Source organism: Micromonospora sp. ABR4_055 (genome assembly GCF_056160425.1).
The window spans coordinates 1-17,104 of record NZ_JBSWXD010000150.1; the positions used below are offsets into that span (position 1 = coordinate 1).

Genomic DNA, 17,104 nt, shown 5'->3' on the forward strand with positions numbered 1-17,104 from the left:
GTACTGTCGCCGAGCGGTGATGTACGCGATGCCGGTCGACGCTGCCCACTCCTTGAGGTTCACGCGAGCATCATAGCAGCTTCAAGAGCGCTATAGATGCCCGGAGCGCCAACAGTCAGCTACCCCACTCCAGTTCCTGCCCGCCCGTGGCGCGGCGGGTTTGTGGCCCGTCGATGCGGCGGACGGTGCCCCTGCTACCCGGTTGCGGGACGGGGCAATCTTAGGCCCGCCGGATGGGGCCGGACCTGCGAGCCCGGTCACCGGCCCCACCAGCAGCCGAGCAGCTCGGTCACAGGCTCAGCAGCCGACGCAGGTAGTCGGTGAGGAACCGCCCGTCGGGATCGAGTCGCTCACGGACGGCGAGGAACCGGTCCGCCTGCGGGTAGCGGGCAAGCAGGTCCCGGCCTTCCAGCCCGTGGATCTTCGCCCAGTGCGGCCGCCCATCATGGGCCAGGAAGATCGGTTCCATGTCGGCGAAGAACTCGCGGTACGGCAGCGTCGCGTTCTGGTGCACCGAGATGGTGATGCTGTCCCGACCGTACGCCGGGCTGAGGAACGCCTGGTCGGCGGCCACATAGCGGTAGAGGACCCGCCAGGCGGCGTGCTGCCGGTGCCGGGTCCGGATCCGGTGCCGGACCTCTCGGAAGCAGGCCGGACCGGCCGCGGCCGGAACGAAGTACTCGATCTCGTGGAAACGCAGGGACCGCCGCTTGATCAGCGCGGCGTCGCTGGAGCCGGTCCGTTCCTCGGTGCAGCCGCTGCCGGGCAGCGTGTCCGGGCCGGGATCGTCGGTAATCGGGTTCACCGTCCGCAGGTGCGCGTCGTCACGCCGCGGATACCAGTAGAAGTCGACGTTGCGGTTGACCTTCAGCAGCTCGTCGAACGTGGTCAGGCACGCCTCCACCGGCAGGCCCCACTCCCGCCGCCGGGCCTGGAACGCGGGGACCAGCCGGGTCCGCAACGCGGTGAACACACCCAGCACGCCGAGCGACACCTGGGCAGCCGGCAACAGGTCGGGGTCGCCGTCGGCGTCGATCTGCACCGGTTGTCCGGCCGCGGTGACCAGTCGGACCCCGGTCACCTGGGCGGACAAGTTCGGCAGGCCGAGGCCGCTGCCGTGGGTGCCGGTCGAGACGGCACCGGCGAACGCCTGGGTGTCGACGTCGCCGAGGTTCGGCATCGCGAGTCCGTGGTGGCGCAGCTGACGGCCCAGGTCGTGCAGCCGGGTGCCGGCACCGACCCAGATCTGCCGGTTGTGCGGCGGTTCGAGTACCCCGGCGGGCAGCCGGTCCAGGCTCAGCAGGATGTCCCCGGTCTGCACGAGCGGCGCGGACGAATGCCCGGCGCCAACCGGCCGTACCGTCACCGCCTGCTCGGCGGCGGCGCGCAGGACGCGGCACAGCGCGGCGACCGACTCCGGCCGGGCCACCGTGGCCGGCTCGAAGGTCAACCCACCGGACCAGTTGCGCCAAGTCGTGGTAGCGGTGACAGACGGCGAGGTCACAGCGCCGCCCGCAGCGGGTCACCGGGGCGGCGGGTGCGGCGACGCGGCCGGGCGAGGTCCCGCCGGCCCCGGCCCAGCGCATCCAGCATCCCCCAGCATCCCGGGATGTCGTGCAGCTCGATGTGGCCCATCCCCTCCGGAACGGCCGGGTCGATGATCAGATCCCCGTCGTAGGGGTCGAGACCGAGCAGCACCCGCAGGAACAGCAGCGTCGCGCCGGCCGAGGTGGCATGCGGGCTGCCCGCGGCGGAGTACGGGACGGGGTACTTGGTCAACGACCGGTCGTAGCCGGCGAAGCACTCGGGCAGCCGGGCCCCGAAGTACTGCGACGCCTCCAGCACCGCCCCGGCCACCCGGGCCGCCTCCTCCCGGTAGCCGTACCGCCACAGTCCCCAGGCGATCAGGGAGTTGTCGAACGGCCAGACCGAACCGGTGTGGTAGCCGACCGGGTTGAACCGCCGCGCCCCAGTGGCGAGGGTGCGGATCCCCCAGCCGCCGAACAGTTGCGGACCCATCAGGTGCCGCACGACCGACCGCGCCTTGGTGGGTTCGGCGATGCCGCTCCACAGTAGGTGCCCGATGTTGGAGGTGAGCGCGTCGACCGGACTGCCGTCGGCCTGCAGCGCGTGGGCGTAGTAGCCGCGGTCGGCAAGCCAGAAATCCCGGTTGAACCGGTCTCGCAGCTCGGTCGCCTGCTTCTCGAGCTGGTCGGCGAAGGCGTGGTCGCCCCAGCAGATCCTGGCCAGCCGGGCACCACGCATCCGCGCGTCGTACACGTAGCCCTGAATCTCGCAGGTCGCCTGCGGGAAGGTTGCCTCCCGCCCATCGTGGAAGCTGATCGCACCGGGTGAGCACTTCCAGCTCTGGTTCAACAGCCCGGTCCGGGTCGGCCGGGGCCCATACCAGACGTAGCCGGTGCCGACGAGGTCTGCGTGCCGGTCGATCCAGTCCAGTGCCGCGCGGGCCTGAAACTCCATGTCGCGCACCAGTGCGGTGTCACCGGTCCACCGTTCGTACTCGTCGAGAAGCACAATGAACAGGGGTGTGGTGTCCGCGGCGGAGAAGTCGGCGGCGTGCGAGACCTCGTTGAACAGCGCGGACTCGGCGTACCGGCTCTCCTGGGGGATCTTGCCGGGCTGTTCGGCCCGGAACGGATCCTCGCGGGTACCCTGTGCCAGCGCCATGATCGCCAACGCGGGAATCGTGGTGGTGGGCAGGAACGGTAGCGTCTGCAGGCAGCTGATCAGGCTGTCCCGGCCGAAAAACGTCATGAACCAGGGCATGCCCGCCGCCGGCAGCATGTCACGGAAGTTGACCCCCTTGTAGCGCAGCGCCGCCAGGTCGACGACGCTCTGCTGGTACGCCTCCCGTAACGGTTCATGGTCACAGGTCAGTTTCGGCGCACTGGCCATCCACTGGTCGAGTTCCCGTTGCACCTCGGGCTTGGGCCGCTCGGCGTAGCTGCGCAGACTCTCGCGCAGATCGCGGTTTCCGGCCCCACGGACGAAGGTCTTCACCGTCAGATCGGTGTACCAGGTGTCGTGGGCGTCGAGGGCCAGCTCGAAGGTCAAGCCACCGGGATCGATGCGGGCCGGCACGCTGCTGGACAGGATCGTCTCACGGAAATAGGTGCCCCGCTCGTAGCGGAACCGCAGCGCGTCCGGCTCGGCCGTAACCGCGATCTCGCGTTCGGTGTGGTAACCCTCCTTGACCTCCAGCACCTCGGCGAAGTCGGCCGCCGCGTCGATGCGCAGGCTCAGCTGGACGGGCTCCTCCCGGTGGTTGAACACGGCTATCTGCTCGGTTAACGCGTCGCCGATCCAGCGGTGCCGGAACACCGAGATGGTGGCGTCCACGTAGTGCGTCGGCTCTCCCGGCACCTGGAAGAACCGCGACTCGAAGTACTGCAGGTCGTCGATGGACAGCGTGTTCATCCGTTGCCCGTCGACGGTCAGCCGCCAGTAGGACAGGAAGCGGGTGTCGTAGAAGAACAAGCCGAACGGTGCGGATGGCACCGGTTCGATGTCGCCCCGCCGGTCGCTGACCATGAACATGTTTCCGTAGAGGATGCTGACCGGCTTCGCGGTGGCCGACCGAGCGCCGACCGGCTCGGCGACCGGCCGGGCCCTCGACTCCGCCCCGGCGCTGTCCGCGTGCAGCGGCAGCAGGCGGCGGAAGGTCAGGAACAGCGGCAGATCGCCCCGGACCGACACGCCGTTGCGCAGCAGCAACGAGATGGTGTTCTCCCGGCCGTCGATCAGTGCCTGGAAGGTCTCCACCGAGGTGTCGATGGTGCAGTCGACCCGCTTCGGGTCACGCTCGAGCACGGCATGCCCGTCATGATAGGTAACCGACCAGCTGCGGACACCGCCGTCCGGGGTGGTGAGGTTGAACCGGATCGTGCCACTGGCCGGGGGCGGCAGTCGACCGTCGCCGCGCGTCTGGAGACCGTCGAAGAACCGACCGATCACGTCGGTCATCGCCGCTCCCCTCAGTCGTCCTCGGTCGGTCCACCTGGGTGCCAGCATGACCCGTCTACCACCCGCAGGGGATCACCCAGTGCGGGTGATCCGTGACCGACAGGAGACGGGCCGTAGACCACGGATGCCGAAAGTAACCAGATGAGGCACAATGATTACAGGCCGTATCGAGGGCGCGGCATGTGCCGAAGCGAAGGAGGCCAACGACATGAGTCACGACCGCACGGCCGCCGGGATGCGCTACTGGCAGACCGGCCGCGGCCGACAGGATGTACTGCTCGTGCATGGGTGGTGCTGCAACCACCGGTTCATGAAGCCCCTCGCCGCCCGTCTGGCCAGCTGGCGGCGACGGATCATCTCGGTGGACATGCGGGGACACGGCGCGAGCCCGGCCGGGGACCGCGGCTTCAGTGTTCCCGAGCTCGGTGCGGACCTGCGGGACCTGATGATCGAGCTCGAGATGGACGACGTCGTGCTGATCGGGCACAGCATGGGCGGGGTCTGGTCGTTGGCCGCAGCCGCGCAGGCGAGCGACCGGGTCGCGGCGCTGCTGCTGTTGGACGCGTCGGTGGCCGTGCCGCCCGGCACGACGGAGCAGGTGGCCGCGCTGGCGGAGTCCATCCGCGGCGAGGACCCGCGCCAGGCCCGGATCGACATCATCCGGTCGTTCTTCATTCCCGAGTCGGACCCTCGGCTGATCGACTGGGCGATCGACCAGATGCTACGGCCGAGTGACACCGTCGCCGCCGCCACCCTCGACGGTCTCGCCGACTTCGTCGAGGCCGGTGGCGACGCCGCGCTGACCGCGTGGGGACGCCGGCTGCTGTACATCGGTGGCCCGGCACCGTTCGCCGACTACGGACGGTTGCGGGAGCTGGTACCCGAGGCGGTGATCGGGCAGGTGGTGGGTTCCGGCCACTTCTTCCAGTTCGAGGTGCCGCGGCAGACCAACTCGATGGTGAGTCGCTACCTACGGCTGTGGGGGCCACCATCGTGGTAATCCGCCAGCAGCGCTTTTACCGAGTCCGTCAGGTCGTAGCTGGGTGACCAGCCGAGCACCTGCCGGGCGCGGCTGATGTCGGCGCACATCCAGGGAACGGCGGCGGACCGGCTCACCGTCGGGGAGAACTCCCCCAAACCGAGTTCACCGCTGTGACCAGCTGCCCGGGCCAGACAGGTGACCGCGTCCCGGACCCCGACCGGCCGCCCGCCGCCCACGTTGAACAGTCGGTAGGGCAGGTGGGTGGCGAGCGCGGCGGCGCGGACCGCAGCGGCGATGTCACGTAGGTCGACGAAGTCGCGCACAGTGTCCAGCAGCCGCATCGCCAGCGGTGACCGTCCGCCGACGCGCAGCAGATCAGCCGCCCGCCCCAGCGCGCTGTCCACCGGCAGACCCGGACCAACCGGGTTGAACACCCGCAACGTGACGACCTCGACCCGTTCGTCGGTGCTGACCAGCTCGCCGAACTGGGTGGCGGCCAGGTGGCTGAACCCGTACGCGCTCACCGGGTTGGCCGGGTCGTCCTCGCGCACCGGGCGGCCACTGGGCACGACGCCGTACTCGGCGGCGGAACCGAGCCGTACCAGCCGGGTGCCCGGCACGACGTCGACCATCGCCTCGGCGAGCGCGGCCACGGCCAGTAGGTGGATCCGGAGTAGCTCGGCATTGTCACCAACGGTGCGGCCGGCGCAGTTGACCACGACGTCCGGCCGGACGGCCGCGAGCAGCCGGGCGAGTTCGGTCACGCTCGCCGTGGCGAGATCGCAGTCGGCCCGGGTCGGTGCGGTCACCGCCGCGTCCGCCATCAGCGCAGCGTGGATCTGCCGACCCAGCAGTCCGGTGGAGCCGAAGAGCAGGATCCTGGTCCGGCTCAACTGCGGCACCGGCCGGCCAGGTCACCGCGGGGTCGACGGAAGGTGGCTGCCGAGCCGTCGGGTGCCGTGGCCAGGACCGGGTCGGCCGGGACGGTGCTGGCCCCGACGGGGTCCGGCGGCGTCGGGGTCCCGGTGAACTCGTGCCAGGTGACCGACCCTGGCGCGGCGATCCCTTCCCGGCGCAGCACCACCCGGACGGTCTCGACCATGATCCGCAGGTCGAGCCGGAGGCTGCGGTTGTCCACGTACTCGATGTCGTAGGCGAACTTGTCCTCCCAGGCCAGCTCGTTGCGGCCGCGGACCTGGGCGAGGCCGGTGATACCGGGTCGCACCTCATGCCGTCGGGCCTGCGAGGGTGTGTATATCTCCAGGTACTTCACCAGATGGGGACGCGGGCCGACCAGGCTCATCTCACCGCGCAGTACGTTCCACAACTCGGGCAGTTCGTCGAGGCTGGTGGCGCGCAGCCAGCGGCCGACCGGCGTTAGCCGGTCGGCGTCGGTGACCAGGCCGCGGGCCGGATCCACCTCGAGCATGGTGCGAAACTTGACCATCTCGAAGAGCTCGCCGTCCCGGCCGGGCCGCACCTGCCGGAAGAACACCGGCCGGCCCAGCGTGACGAGGATGAGCAGGGCGACCCCGGCCAGCAGCGGCGCGCCGACGACCAGGGCGGTCGCCGCGCCCACCACGTCGAGCACCCGCTTGACCCGGTCATAGCGGCGGGGACGACTGGTCGGCATCGTCGGTTCGGCTGCGAGGCAGGCCGCTGGCGAGGTCATGGACGGGCCTCCGGAAGTAGCTGCTCAACTGACAAAAGCTTTGTAACAGAATGAATAAGACTAAGCGTGTCGTTCGCCGTAAATCGGAACATCGGTTGAGCCGCTGCCGTCGGCTCGGGTGACGACGGGACCCGGACCAGTACGCTGATCGGCAGGTCAGCAGCACCGACCAGGCCGGCCGAGGGAGGGACGCGTGCCGCTGCGACGCCAGGGTTTCGACGGGCCGGCCGGGCTGCACGAGTTCAACTCCGCGCTGCGACACACCTTGGTGCAACAGACCGTCACGATCCGCGATCCAAGCCGATTCCGCGCCCGCATCACCGAGGTACCACTGGGATCCTTGCGGCTCATCTCCGCCGCGGTCGGCGCGCTGCACTCCTCCCGCCGACCGCACGACACCACCGACCCCAACGCCGCCGATGCGGTGTTCCTGCTGCTCGGCCAGCGGGCCACCGGCACCATCACGCACCGGGGTGGCACCGACCCGATCGGCCCGGACCGGCTGGTCGTCGTCCCCGGCCCGGAGACGTTCGACGTCGACTACCCAGCACCGGCCCACGTACTGTTCGTGGCCCTGCCCCGCGCACTCGTCACGGCCCGCTACCCCGGCCTCGACGGACCGGTGCGCTCCGCGATGTTGGGTCCGGTGGGCCGGGCGTTGTGTCGGCAGTTGCCACACCTGATGACCGCAGCCGCGGCCGCCGGGGCCGGGCAGCGAGCGGAGGTCGCGACCATGGTCGACACCGTCATCACCGCCACGCTGTTCGGTGCCGGCGTCGCCGTCGACGCCGACCCGTTGGCCGCGCTGCGCACCGCGGCCGAGCGGCTGATCGAGCACTCGCTGGCCGAACCGGCGTTGTCGGTGCCGTGGCTGGCCCGCCGGCTGGCGGTGTCCCCCCGGCAGCTGCACCGGGCGTTCGCCGCCGGCGGCACCACCCCGTACCGATGGATCCGGCAGCGTCGGCTGCACGCCTGCGCTGTCGCGCTCGCCGGGTCCGACGTCCCGGTCGCGCAGCTAGCCCACCGATACGGCTTCGCGTCGGCGTCGCATCTCGGAGCGCTCTTCCGCGCCCGGTACGGCGCACCACCCGCACAGTGGCGCAGCGAACACCGCGCCGACGGGCCGGCCGGCCAGCGCGGGCAGGATCCCGACAGCGATCCGGCGCGCCGGCGATAACCCTGCGTACGCAGGCCGGCCTACCGTCAGGCCCACCGACCGCGACGGAGGCACCCGAGATGCGTTTCGTTCTCGTCCACGGATCCTGGCACGACGGCAGCTGCTGGGACGGCGTCCGGCAGGTACTCACCGCCGCCGGACACGAGGTCCACACACCCACCCTGCCGGGCAACGGCACCAACGCCGACCCTACGGTGACCTTCGCCCGGACCGCCGGTGCCGTCACCGACCTGATCCGGCGGTCCGACCTGCGCGACGTGGTGCTTGTCGGGCACAGCCTCGGCGGCGCGGTCGTACAGGCCGTCGCGGTGGCCGTACCGGACCGGCTCCGCCGGCTGGTGTTCCACAACGCGTACGTCCTCGCCGACGGCGACACCGTCTTCCAGCATGTGCCACCGTCGGCCGCCGCCGCCTTCACCAGCCTGGCTACTCCGGAAGGCACCCTGATGCTGCCGTACGGGGCGTTCCGCTCGTTCATCAGCGACGCCGACGAGCAGACCGCCCGGGTCGCCTACGCGCGGCTGACCCCGGAGCCGCTGGCCCGGGCCGCGGAACCGGTCGCGCTGCCCGGATTCGCCGACCTGCCGGTCCCCCGTTCCTACCTGTACGCCGTCGACGACGTCGCGTTCCCGCCGGACGAGTTCCGTTGGCATCCCGGCCAGTCGCAGCGGCTCGGCGAATTCCGGCTGGTCGAGATGCCGGGTTCGCACGAGGTGCTGTTCACCGATCCGCAGTTGCTGGCGGCGAAGCTGATCGAGGCGGCAGCGGACTGACCACCCGTCGACCGGGTGGCAACCGAGCGGGAGGCGGGCATGGAACTGCTGGACGGGTCGATCACCGAGCTGACTGCCGCCGTACGGTCCGGTCAGGTGCCCGCTCGAGAGGTCGTCGACGCAGCGGTACGCCGCATCGAGGAGCGTGACGCCGGGCTCAACGCGGTGGTGGCGGTCGACTCCGGGCCGGCGTTGCGTCGCCTGGCCGCCGCCGGTGGCCGACCGGTCGGGCCGCTGGCCGGGCTGCCGTACCTGGTCAAGGATCTGCACGCCGAGGTCGCCGGCTTTCCGTTGACCCGGGGCAGCCGGCTGGCCGTCGGCCTGGCACCGGCCGGCACGAGCACGTTGCTGCGCCGGCTGGAACAGGCCGGAGCGCTGATCATCGGACGGACCAACTCGCCGGAGTTCGGGCTGAACATCACCACAGAACCGGTGCTGCACGGGCCGACCCGCAATCCGTGGCGGCCGGACCGGTCCGCCGGTGGTTCCAGCGGCGGCGCGGCGGTAGCGGTGGCCGCAGGGATGGTGCCGGCGGCGCACGCCAGCGACAGTGGCGGGTCCATCCGGATCCCGTCGGCCTGGTGCGGCACCATCGGCTTCAAGCCGACGCGGGGCCGCAACCCTGCCGGCCCGTACCGGATGGACGACTGGTCGGGGCTCAGCCACGAACACGCCATCACCCGCACCGTCGCGGACTCCGCGTTGTTGCTGTCGGTCAGCAGCGGGATGGCCGCTGGCGAGCCGTACCCGGTGGACGGTGTCCAGTGGACCGGTCCGGCTGGTTCGGGCCCCGGCCGGGTCCTACGGGTCGGACTGCTCACCGAGGCACCCGGCGGCGCCCCGGTGCATCCGGCGTACCGGGCTGCCGCCGAGTCCGTCGCCGCCGAGCTGGCCGCCGCCGGTCACCGGGTGGTCCCGATCGGGCCGGTGGAGCCGGCCGGCCGGCTCGGGCCGGTGCTCGGTGCGGTCATCGCCGGTCATCTGGCCGCCGCGGTCGACGATATCTGCGCCGCCACCGGACGGTACGCCGGGCCGGACACCCTGGAACCGGCGGTGCTCGACCTGGTGCAGCGGGGACGGCGGGCCGACGCCCGTACCCAGGTCCGGGCGACCACGGCACTGCGCCGACTCGCCGGTGAGTTGGCTGCCGTCCTCGACGGCGTGGACCTGCTGCTCAGCCCGACCACCGCGCAACCGGCGCCACCGCTCGGGCAGCTGCACACCGACCGGCCGGGCAGCGAGCTGTTCCGGGAGATCTTCGCGATCTCCCCGTTCGTGGGGATGTTCAACGTGACCGGCGGACCGGCGATCAGTCTGCCCTGGGGGCGTGACAACCTCGGGATGCCGATCGGGGTGCAGCTCGGCGGACGGCCGGGCGACGACCTCGCCGTCCTCGCCGTGGCGGCAGCGTTGGAGGCGACCCGACCCGACCTGGTCAGGCCCGGCCCGGCAGCGGCGGCCCCGGGTCACGGCGTCCCGGCCTGACCCTTGGTCAGGCCCGGCCCCGCCGGGCTGACCCTGGCCGGCCTGCGTCGGCGGGCCGACCTACCCCATTCGCTGCGGTCGGCGCAGCCAGGCAGACAGCCATGTTCGGGTGGGCGACCGGCGGACGGCCGGTGGATGAGCGGATCCCCGTCCGCGGCCTGCCAACCCAGTTGCGGCACCGCCGGTTCCGCAGGTCAACCGACAGGTCAAGATCCGAATTCGTTCGACACCCCTCTTGACATCCAACAGAGCCGGGCGTAAACAAACCTGAAGCAAAACGAAACGGCGGTGAAACCACATGTACGCCGAGGAACGGCAGCAGGAGATCGTCCGGCTGGCCCGGGCCGACGGGCGAGTCGACGTGACCGCGCTTGCCGAGTCACTCAACGTGACCGCCGAGACGATCCGGCGCGATCTCACCACCCTCGAGCGGGCCGGCGTGCTGCGTCGGGTGCACGGCGGTGCGATCCCGGTCGAACGGATCGGCTTCGAGCCCGCGCTCGCAGCCCGGGACGCGGTGCTGACCACCGAGAAGGAACGGATCGCCAAGGCCGCGCTGGCCGAGCTGCCCCACGAGGGCGCGATCATCCTGGACGCCGGCACCACCACCGCCCGGCTGGCCGCGATCCTGCCGGCCGACCGGGAACTCACCGTCGTGATCAACTCCCCGGCGCTGGCCACCGTCCTCGGTGCCCGCAGCAACCTCAACGTCCTGTTGCTGGGCGGTCGGGTACGCGGTCGCACGATGGCCACCGTCGACGACTGGGCCCTTCGCCCGCTCGCCGACGTCTACGTCGACGTGGCCTTCATCGGTACCAACGGTTGCTCCGTCGAACGTGGCCTGACCACACCCGACCCGGCCGAGGCGGCGGTCAAGCGGGCGATGATCGGCGCCGCCCGCCGGTCGGTCGTGCTGGCCGACCACACCAAGATCGGCAACGACTACCTTGCCCGGTTCGGCCGGCTCGCCGACATCGACACGCTGATCACCGACAACGGCCTCAACGCGGACCTCGTCGCCGAGGTGGAGTCGGCCGGGCCACGGGTGGTGCGGGCATGATCCTCACGCTCACCCTCAACCCCAGCCTGGACCGCGCCGTCGAGATCGACGACCTGGTCCGCGGCGAGGTCATCCGGGCCACCGGCGCCCGCCTCGACCCCGGTGGCAAGGGCGTCAACGTGTCCCGGGCGCTACTGGCCAACGGCGTACCGTCGGTCGCCGTGCTGCCCTGCGGCGGCGACGAGGGCGGTCAACTCGTCCGGCTGCTGGCCGCCGAGGGGGTCGAGGTGGTCGCCGTGCCAATCGCCGGGCAAACCCGGTCCAACATCACCCTCGCCGAGCCGGACGGCACCGTCACCAAGGTCAACGAGCCCGGTCCGACCCTGAGCCGGGACGAATTCGACGCGATCACCGCCCGGCTGCTGGACACCGCGCACCAGGCCGACTGGGTGGTGGTCTGCGGCAGTCTGCCACCCGGGCTGCCGGTGGACGGGTTCACCGCGCTGTGCCGGCAGTTGCTCGACGCCGGGCTCCGGCTCGCCGTCGACACCAGCGGCCCACCGCTGCGGGCCGCCGCCGAGGCCGGAGCCGATCTGGTCAAACCCAACCAGGAGGAGCTGGCCGAGGCCGTCGGGCGGCCGCTGGACGCCCTCGGCGACGTGGTCGACGCCGCCCGACAGGTCCGCGCATGGGGTGCCGGCACCGTGCTGGCCAGCCTCGGGGCGCAGGGTGCCGTGCTGGTCGACACCGACGGGGTACGCACCGGCGACTCCCCCGTCGACCAGCCGCGCAGCACGGTCGGCGCCGGTGACGCGCTGCTCGCCGGTTTCCTCGCCGCCGGTGCCAGCGGGCCGGACGCCCTCGCCGAAGGGCTGGCCTGGGGGGCGGCGGCGGTCAGCCTGCCGGGCAGCCGGATGCCGGGGCCGGCCGACCTGCGCCGGCACACCGTACGACTGCACCCCCGACCGGATGACCTGCAACAACTCGTCACCCAAGGATGACCCGTCACCTCGATACCCCAGACCGATCGCCTACTCCCTACCCCCGCACATAGAAGGAGCAGCAGACCATGGCCACCGACTACACACCCCAGGTGCAGGGCACCGGGGTAAAGGCCACGATCCAGAGAATCGGCGGCTACCTCGCCGGCATGGTGATGCCCAACATCGGCGCGTTCATCGCCTGGGGTCTGATCACCGCGCTGTTCATCCCCACCGGATGGATCCCCAACGCGACCATGGCCGAACTGGTCGGGCCGATGATCTCGACGCTGCTGCCGATCCTGATCGGCTACACCGGCGGCCGGCTCGTGCACGGCCAGCGCGGCGCGGTGGTCGGCGCGGTCGCCACGGTCGGCATCATCGTCGGTGCCGACGTACCGATGTTCCTCGGTGCGATGATCATCGGCCCGCTGACCGCGTACCTGCTGAAGCTCTTCGACGGCCTGGTCGAGGACAAGATTCCGGCCGGCTTCGAGATGCTGATCAACAACTTCTCCGCCGGCATCATCGGCGGTGGCATGGCACTGGTCGGTATCTGGGTGATCGGCCCGGTGGTGCAGGCCGTCACCGACGCCGCCGGCTCCGCAGTGGACTGGATGGTCGGCCACAGCCTGCTGCCGTTCGTGTCGATCCTGGTCGAGCCGGCCAAGGTGCTGTTTCTCAACAACGCGATCAACCACGGCGTGTTCGGACCGCTGGGCGTCGCCGAGGCCGCCGAAGACGGTAAGTCCATCCTGTTCATGATCGAGTCGAACCCCGGGCCGGGTCTCGGCCTGCTGGTCGCCTTCCTCCTGTTCGGGCCCCGGCTGCTGCGCGCCAGCACCCCGGCGGCGATCATCATCCACTTCCTCGGCGGCATCCACGAGATCTATTTCCCGTACGTGCTGATGAAGCCGCGGCTGATCCTCGCCATGATTGCCGGTGGCGCGGCCGGTGTCTGGACCTTCATGGTCACCGGTGCCGGTCTGGTTGCCACCCCGTCGCCGGGCAGCATCTTCGCCTACCTGGCGGTCACCCCGCGAGGGGGCTGGTTCCCGGTCCTGCTCGGCGTGATCATCTCGGCGGCGGTCTCCTTCGCGGTCGCCTCGGTGCTGCTCGGCTTCGGTCGGGGCGAGGGCAAGGAACCGGTAGAGGAGAACACCGGTCCGCAGGCCGCCACCCCGGACACGCCCGCCGCCGCGCACGCGTACCACGCCACCCCGACCGCCGGTACCCACCGGCCGACCGCCACGGAGGCATGACGATGGCCACCATCGATGCCCAGAGCATCCACAAGGTCGTCGTCGCCTGCGACGCCGGCATGGGCAGCAGCGTCATGCTCGCCAGCCAGCTGCGCAAGCAGCTCAAGAAGCAGCAGGTGACCGTCGAGCACACCCCGGTCAACTCCATTCCGGCCGACGCCGACGTCATCGTCTGCCACCAGGGGCTCGCCGACCGGGCCCGCGTCAGCGCGCCCGGCAAGGTGGTCGTCCCGGTGCAGATCTTTCTCGGCGACCCGGCCGTCGCCCGGCTGGTGGCCGTGGTGCAGCAGGGCGGCCAACTCGATGGCTGAACCGCAATCGGACCCCGGCGCTCTGCTCGAGCGCCGGGCCGTCCGGCTGAACGAACATGCCGGCGACCGGGTCGCCGCCGTGCGCCGCTGCGGCGAGGTGCTGGTCGAGCTCGGTGCGGTCACCGAGGAGTACGTCGCCGCGATGCTGCAGCGCGAGCAGTCCATCTCCACCTATGTCGGGGAAGGTGTGGCGATCCCGCACGGCACCCTGGCCGGCAAGGAGGCGGTACGCCGCGACGCGCTCGCCGTGCTGCGCTTCCCCGACGGGGTGGACTGGGCCGGATCCCCGGTCACCGTCTGCGTGGCGATCGCGGCGCGCGGCGACGGCCACGTGGAGTTGCTCGCCGCCCTCGCCCAGATCCTGCTCGACCCGGAACAGGCCCGCGAGCTGCGTGAGACCACCGAGATCGACGACGTGCTCCGGCTGCTCGCGCCGGTAGGAGAGGAGAGCTCCACATGAAGGTCGTCCGGTTCCACTCCCCCGGCGACGTCCGGATCGAGGCGGCACCGCAGCCGCAGCCCGGCCCCGGCGACGTGTTGATCCGCGTCCGGGCCTGTTCGACCTGCGGCACCGACGTCAAGATCCGCAACTACGGTCACCACCACCTCGCCCCGCCCCGGGTGATGGGCCACGAGATTGCCGGCGAGGTCGTCGAGGTCGGCGCCGAGGTCGCCGGGTGGCAGGCCGGCGACCGGATCCAGGTGATCGCGGCCATCCCGTGCGGCACCTGCGGCGAGTGCCGGCGCGGCCGGATGACGGTCTGCCCCAACCAGGAGTCGATGGGCTACCACTACGACGGTGGGTTCGCCGAGCACATGGTGGTCCCGGCCAAGGTGCTCGCCGTCGACGGGCTCAACCGCATCCCGGACGGGGTCGGCTACGCCGAGGCGTCGGTGGCCGAGCCGCTCGCCTGCGTACTCAACGGGCAGAACCTGGCCCGGGTCGGCCCGGGCGACGACGTCGTCATCATGGGCTCCGGCCCGATCGGCTGCCTGCACGTACGGCTGGCCCGCTCGCGCGGCGCCGCCCGGGTCTTCCTGGTCGATGTCAACCGTGAGCGGCTCGATCTGGCCGCCGCGCTGGTGCATCCCGACGCCACCGTCTGCGGTGCCGAAACCGACGTGATCGACGAGATCAAGAAGTTGACCGACGGACGCGGCGCCGATGTGGTGATCACCGCGACCGCCGCCGGCGTCGCCCAGGAACAGGCGCTGCAGATGACCGCCCGGCAGGGCCGGATCAGCTTCTTCGGCGGTCTACCCAAGGACAAGCCGGTCATCGCCTGCGACTCCAACCTGGTGCACTACCGGGAGCTGACCATCGTCGGTGCCAACGGCTCCAGCCCGTCGCACAACGCCGAGGCGCTCGCCCTGATCGCCAGCGGCGCGGTTCCGGTCGCCGATCTGATCACCCACCGGCTGCCGTTGGACCGTGCCCTCGACGCCTTCGACGTGGTCGCCCGCGGCGAAGCCATCAAAGTCACCATCGAGCCCTGACCCGGGAACCCAACGAACCCGTGACCCGGGAACCCAACGAACCCTGACCCCCACCAGGGACAAAGGAGGCAGACATGCCTACCCGTACCGTCACCGTCGGCTCCGCCAGCGGCCTGCACGCCCGGCCCGCCGCGTTGTTCGTCGCCGCCGCCGCAACCGCACCGGTGCCGGTGATGATCAGCACCGCCGGCCGACCGGCGGTGCCGGCCCGCAGCATGCTCTCGGTGCTCTCCCTCGGCGCGAAGCAGGGCACCGAGGTAACCCTGGAGGCCGACGGTGACGGCGCCGACGCCGCGCTCGACGAGCTTGCCGCGTTGCTCGCCCGCGACCTCGACGCCGAGCCCGGCGGTGACGGCGCCGGTGCCACGGCGGCCGGTCGTGGCTGAGCTGCACACCGGGCTCGGCGTCAGCACCGGGCTGGCCGCCGGCCCGATCCACCGGGTGGCCAAGGCACCCAGGCTGCCCGCGCCGGTGCCGGTCGACGACCCAGCAGCCGAGGCGGACCGGGCGGTCGCCGCCCTGGTGGCGGTCGCCACCGAGCTGGGCCGGCGGGCCAGCACCGCGACCGACCCGACGGCGGCGGAGATCCTGCGGGCGCAGGTGATGATGGCTGAGGACCCGGTGCTGCACGAGGCGGCACGTGCCCGCGTGGCCGCCGGTGCCGGCGCGCCGCACGCCATCGACGCCGCGCTCGCCGAGCACCGGGCGGCGTTCGCGGCCGCCGGCGGGTACCTCGCCGAACGGGTCGCCGACCTGGACGACCTGCGCGACCGGGCGGTCGCGGTCTGCCTGGGCGAACCGATGCCCGGCGTGCCCGACCCGGGCGTGCCGTTCATCCTCAGCGCCCAGGACCTGGCCCCGGCCGACACCGCCGGGCTCGACCCGGCCCGGGTGCTCGCCCTGGTCACCGCAGCCGGCGGGCCGACCAGCCACACCACCATCGTGGCCCGCGCGCTCGGGTTGCCGGCGATCGTACGGTGCCCGGGCATTCTCGACGTGCCGGACGGCACCCTGGTCGCCGTGGACGGCACCACCGGCGACGTCACCGCCGGAGTCGACGACGACACCGTCGCCGAGACCCGCCGACGGGAACAGCACCGCCGGGCGGAACTGGCCGCCACCAGCGGCCCGGGACGCACTGCCGACGGACATTCGGTGGCCCTGCTGGCCAACGTCGGCTCCGCCGCCGACCTCATCGACGATGTGGAAGGCGTCGGCCTGTTCCGCACCGAACTGCTCTACCTGGACCGGGCCGAGCCGCCCGGCCACGACGAGCAGGTCACCGCGTACGCGAAGGTGTTCACCGCCGCCGGTGACCGCAAGGTGGTGCTGCGGACCCTGGACGCCGGTGCGGACAAGCCGTTGCCGTTCCTGCACGCCGGCGAAGAGCCGAACCCGGCGCTCGGCGTACGCGGGCTACGGACCGCCCAGCGCCGCCCCGAGGTGCTGCGCACCCAGCTCGACGCGATCGCACAGGCCGCCGGGGCCACCGGAACCGAGGTGTGGGTGATGGCACCGATGGTGACCACGCCGGCGGAGGCGGCCGAGTTCGTCGAGCTGGCCCGCGCCGTCGGGCTACCCACGGTAGGCGTGATGGTGGAGGTGCCGGCTGCCGCGCTGCGGGCCGGGGCGCTGCTGCAGCACGTCGACTTCCTCAGCATCGGGACCAACGACCTGAGCCAGTACGCATTCGCCGCCGACCGGCTCTGCGGCGACCTGGCCGACCTGCTCGACCCGTGGCAGCCGGTCCTGCTGGAGCTGATCGCCACCTGCGCGCAGGCCGGCGCGGCCGCCGGCAAACCGGTCGGGGTCTGCGGTGAGGCGGCCGCTGACCCGGCCCTGGCTGTGGTGCTGACCGGGCTCGGGGTGTCCAGCCTGTCGATGTCGGCCCGGTCGGTGCCGGCAGTGCGGGCCGCGCTCGCCGCGCACACCCTGGACGACTGTCAGCGCCTGGCCCGGGCCGCGCTGGCCGCGCCGGACG

The 17,104-nt window shown here is 71.6% G+C and carries 16 protein-coding genes; 12 read left to right on the forward strand and 4 right to left on the reverse strand.

Annotated elements, in window-relative coordinates:
* Window positions 1–289: 289 nt before the first annotated feature.
* Together ACXAHD_RS26055 and ACXAHD_RS26060 are read right to left on the reverse strand one after the other, a co-directional pair.
* Window positions 290–1,504: a D-arabinono-1,4-lactone oxidase gene (locus ACXAHD_RS26055; RefSeq protein WP_281555009.1), complete on the reverse strand. Its 1,215-nt coding sequence runs from the start codon at window positions 1,502–1,504 to the stop codon at window positions 290–292.
* A complete protein-coding gene (locus tag ACXAHD_RS26060; RefSeq protein WP_281555010.1) occupies window positions 1,501–3,984 on the reverse strand; it encodes a glycogen debranching N-terminal domain-containing protein in 2,484 nt (827 codons plus the stop codon). Before ACXAHD_RS26060 ends, ACXAHD_RS26055 begins: the two co-directional genes overlap by 4 nt.
* A 208-nt stretch (window positions 3,985–4,192) precedes the next feature.
* Here ACXAHD_RS26060 and ACXAHD_RS26065 point away from each other — a divergent pair, with 208 nt between their 5' ends.
* Window positions 4,193–4,984 carry an alpha/beta fold hydrolase gene (locus ACXAHD_RS26065; RefSeq protein ID WP_289212890.1) on the forward strand — a complete coding sequence of 264 codons (792 nt, stop codon included), beginning with the start codon at window positions 4,193–4,195 and terminating at the stop codon, window positions 4,982–4,984.
* Here the strand turns inward: ACXAHD_RS26065 and ACXAHD_RS26070 are convergent.
* Complete coding sequence (locus ACXAHD_RS26070; RefSeq protein WP_289212891.1) at window positions 4,951–5,859, reverse strand: NAD-dependent epimerase/dehydratase family protein; 909 nt, start codon at window positions 5,857–5,859, stop codon at window positions 4,951–4,953. The genes ACXAHD_RS26065 and ACXAHD_RS26070 overlap by 34 nt on opposite strands.
* Window positions 5,856–6,638, reverse strand: coding sequence for a sugar transferase (locus ACXAHD_RS26075; RefSeq protein WP_281555013.1), 783 nt, complete (start codon window positions 6,636–6,638; stop codon window positions 5,856–5,858). The genes ACXAHD_RS26070 and ACXAHD_RS26075 overlap by 4 nt, the downstream gene beginning before the upstream one ends.
* A gap of 193 nt (window positions 6,639–6,831) precedes the next feature.
* Here ACXAHD_RS26075 and ACXAHD_RS26080 point away from each other — a divergent pair, with 193 nt between their 5' ends.
* The 11 genes from ACXAHD_RS26080 to ptsP form a co-directional block, all read left to right on the forward strand.
* Complete coding sequence (locus ACXAHD_RS26080; RefSeq protein ID WP_289212892.1) at window positions 6,832–7,815, forward strand: AraC family transcriptional regulator; 984 nt, start codon at window positions 6,832–6,834, stop codon at window positions 7,813–7,815.
* Window positions 7,816–7,874: 59 nt separating this feature from the next.
* Window positions 7,875–8,588, forward strand: coding sequence for an alpha/beta fold hydrolase (locus ACXAHD_RS26085; protein WP_281555015.1), 714 nt, complete (start codon window positions 7,875–7,877; stop codon window positions 8,586–8,588).
* Between the two features lie 39 nt (window positions 8,589–8,627).
* Window positions 8,628–10,073: an amidase gene (locus tag ACXAHD_RS26090; RefSeq protein ID WP_281555016.1), complete on the forward strand. Its 1,446-nt coding sequence runs from the start codon at window positions 8,628–8,630 to the stop codon at window positions 10,071–10,073.
* 298 nt (window positions 10,074–10,371) lie between these two features.
* A complete protein-coding gene (locus ACXAHD_RS26095; RefSeq protein ID WP_281555017.1) occupies window positions 10,372–11,133 on the forward strand; it encodes a DeoR/GlpR family DNA-binding transcription regulator in 762 nt (253 codons plus the stop codon).
* Window positions 11,130–12,074 (forward strand): 1-phosphofructokinase, encoded by a 945-nt coding sequence (gene pfkB, locus ACXAHD_RS26100; protein ID WP_281555018.1) that lies wholly within the window; start codon window positions 11,130–11,132, stop codon window positions 12,072–12,074. The genes ACXAHD_RS26095 and pfkB overlap by 4 nt, the downstream gene beginning before the upstream one ends.
* Window positions 12,075–12,142: 68 nt before the next feature.
* Window positions 12,143–13,315: a PTS mannitol transporter subunit IICB gene (locus ACXAHD_RS26105; protein WP_281555019.1), complete on the forward strand. Its 1,173-nt coding sequence runs from the start codon at window positions 12,143–12,145 to the stop codon at window positions 13,313–13,315.
* A gap of 2 nt (window positions 13,316–13,317) precedes the next feature.
* A complete protein-coding gene (locus ACXAHD_RS26110; RefSeq protein WP_281555020.1) occupies window positions 13,318–13,626 on the forward strand; it encodes a PTS sugar transporter subunit IIBC family protein in 309 nt (102 codons plus the stop codon).
* Window positions 13,619–14,086, forward strand: coding sequence for a PTS mannitol transporter subunit IIA (locus ACXAHD_RS26115; protein ID WP_475053862.1), 468 nt, complete (start codon window positions 13,619–13,621; stop codon window positions 14,084–14,086). Before ACXAHD_RS26110 ends, ACXAHD_RS26115 begins: the two co-directional genes overlap by 8 nt.
* Entirely contained in the window at window positions 14,083–15,123 is a 1,041-nt protein-coding gene (locus tag ACXAHD_RS26120) for a zinc-dependent dehydrogenase (protein ID WP_475053864.1), read from the forward strand. The genes ACXAHD_RS26115 and ACXAHD_RS26120 overlap by 4 nt, the downstream gene beginning before the upstream one ends.
* A gap of 74 nt (window positions 15,124–15,197) precedes the next feature.
* Window positions 15,198–15,509 (forward strand): HPr family phosphocarrier protein, encoded by a 312-nt coding sequence (locus ACXAHD_RS26125; protein ID WP_123601684.1) that lies wholly within the window; start codon window positions 15,198–15,200, stop codon window positions 15,507–15,509.
* Window positions 15,502–17,104, forward strand: a 1,603-nt coding sequence (ptsP, locus tag ACXAHD_RS26130; RefSeq protein WP_475053867.1) for a phosphoenolpyruvate--protein phosphotransferase, incomplete at its 3' end; no start/stop codon positions are given. The genes ACXAHD_RS26125 and ptsP, both read left to right, overlap by 8 nt.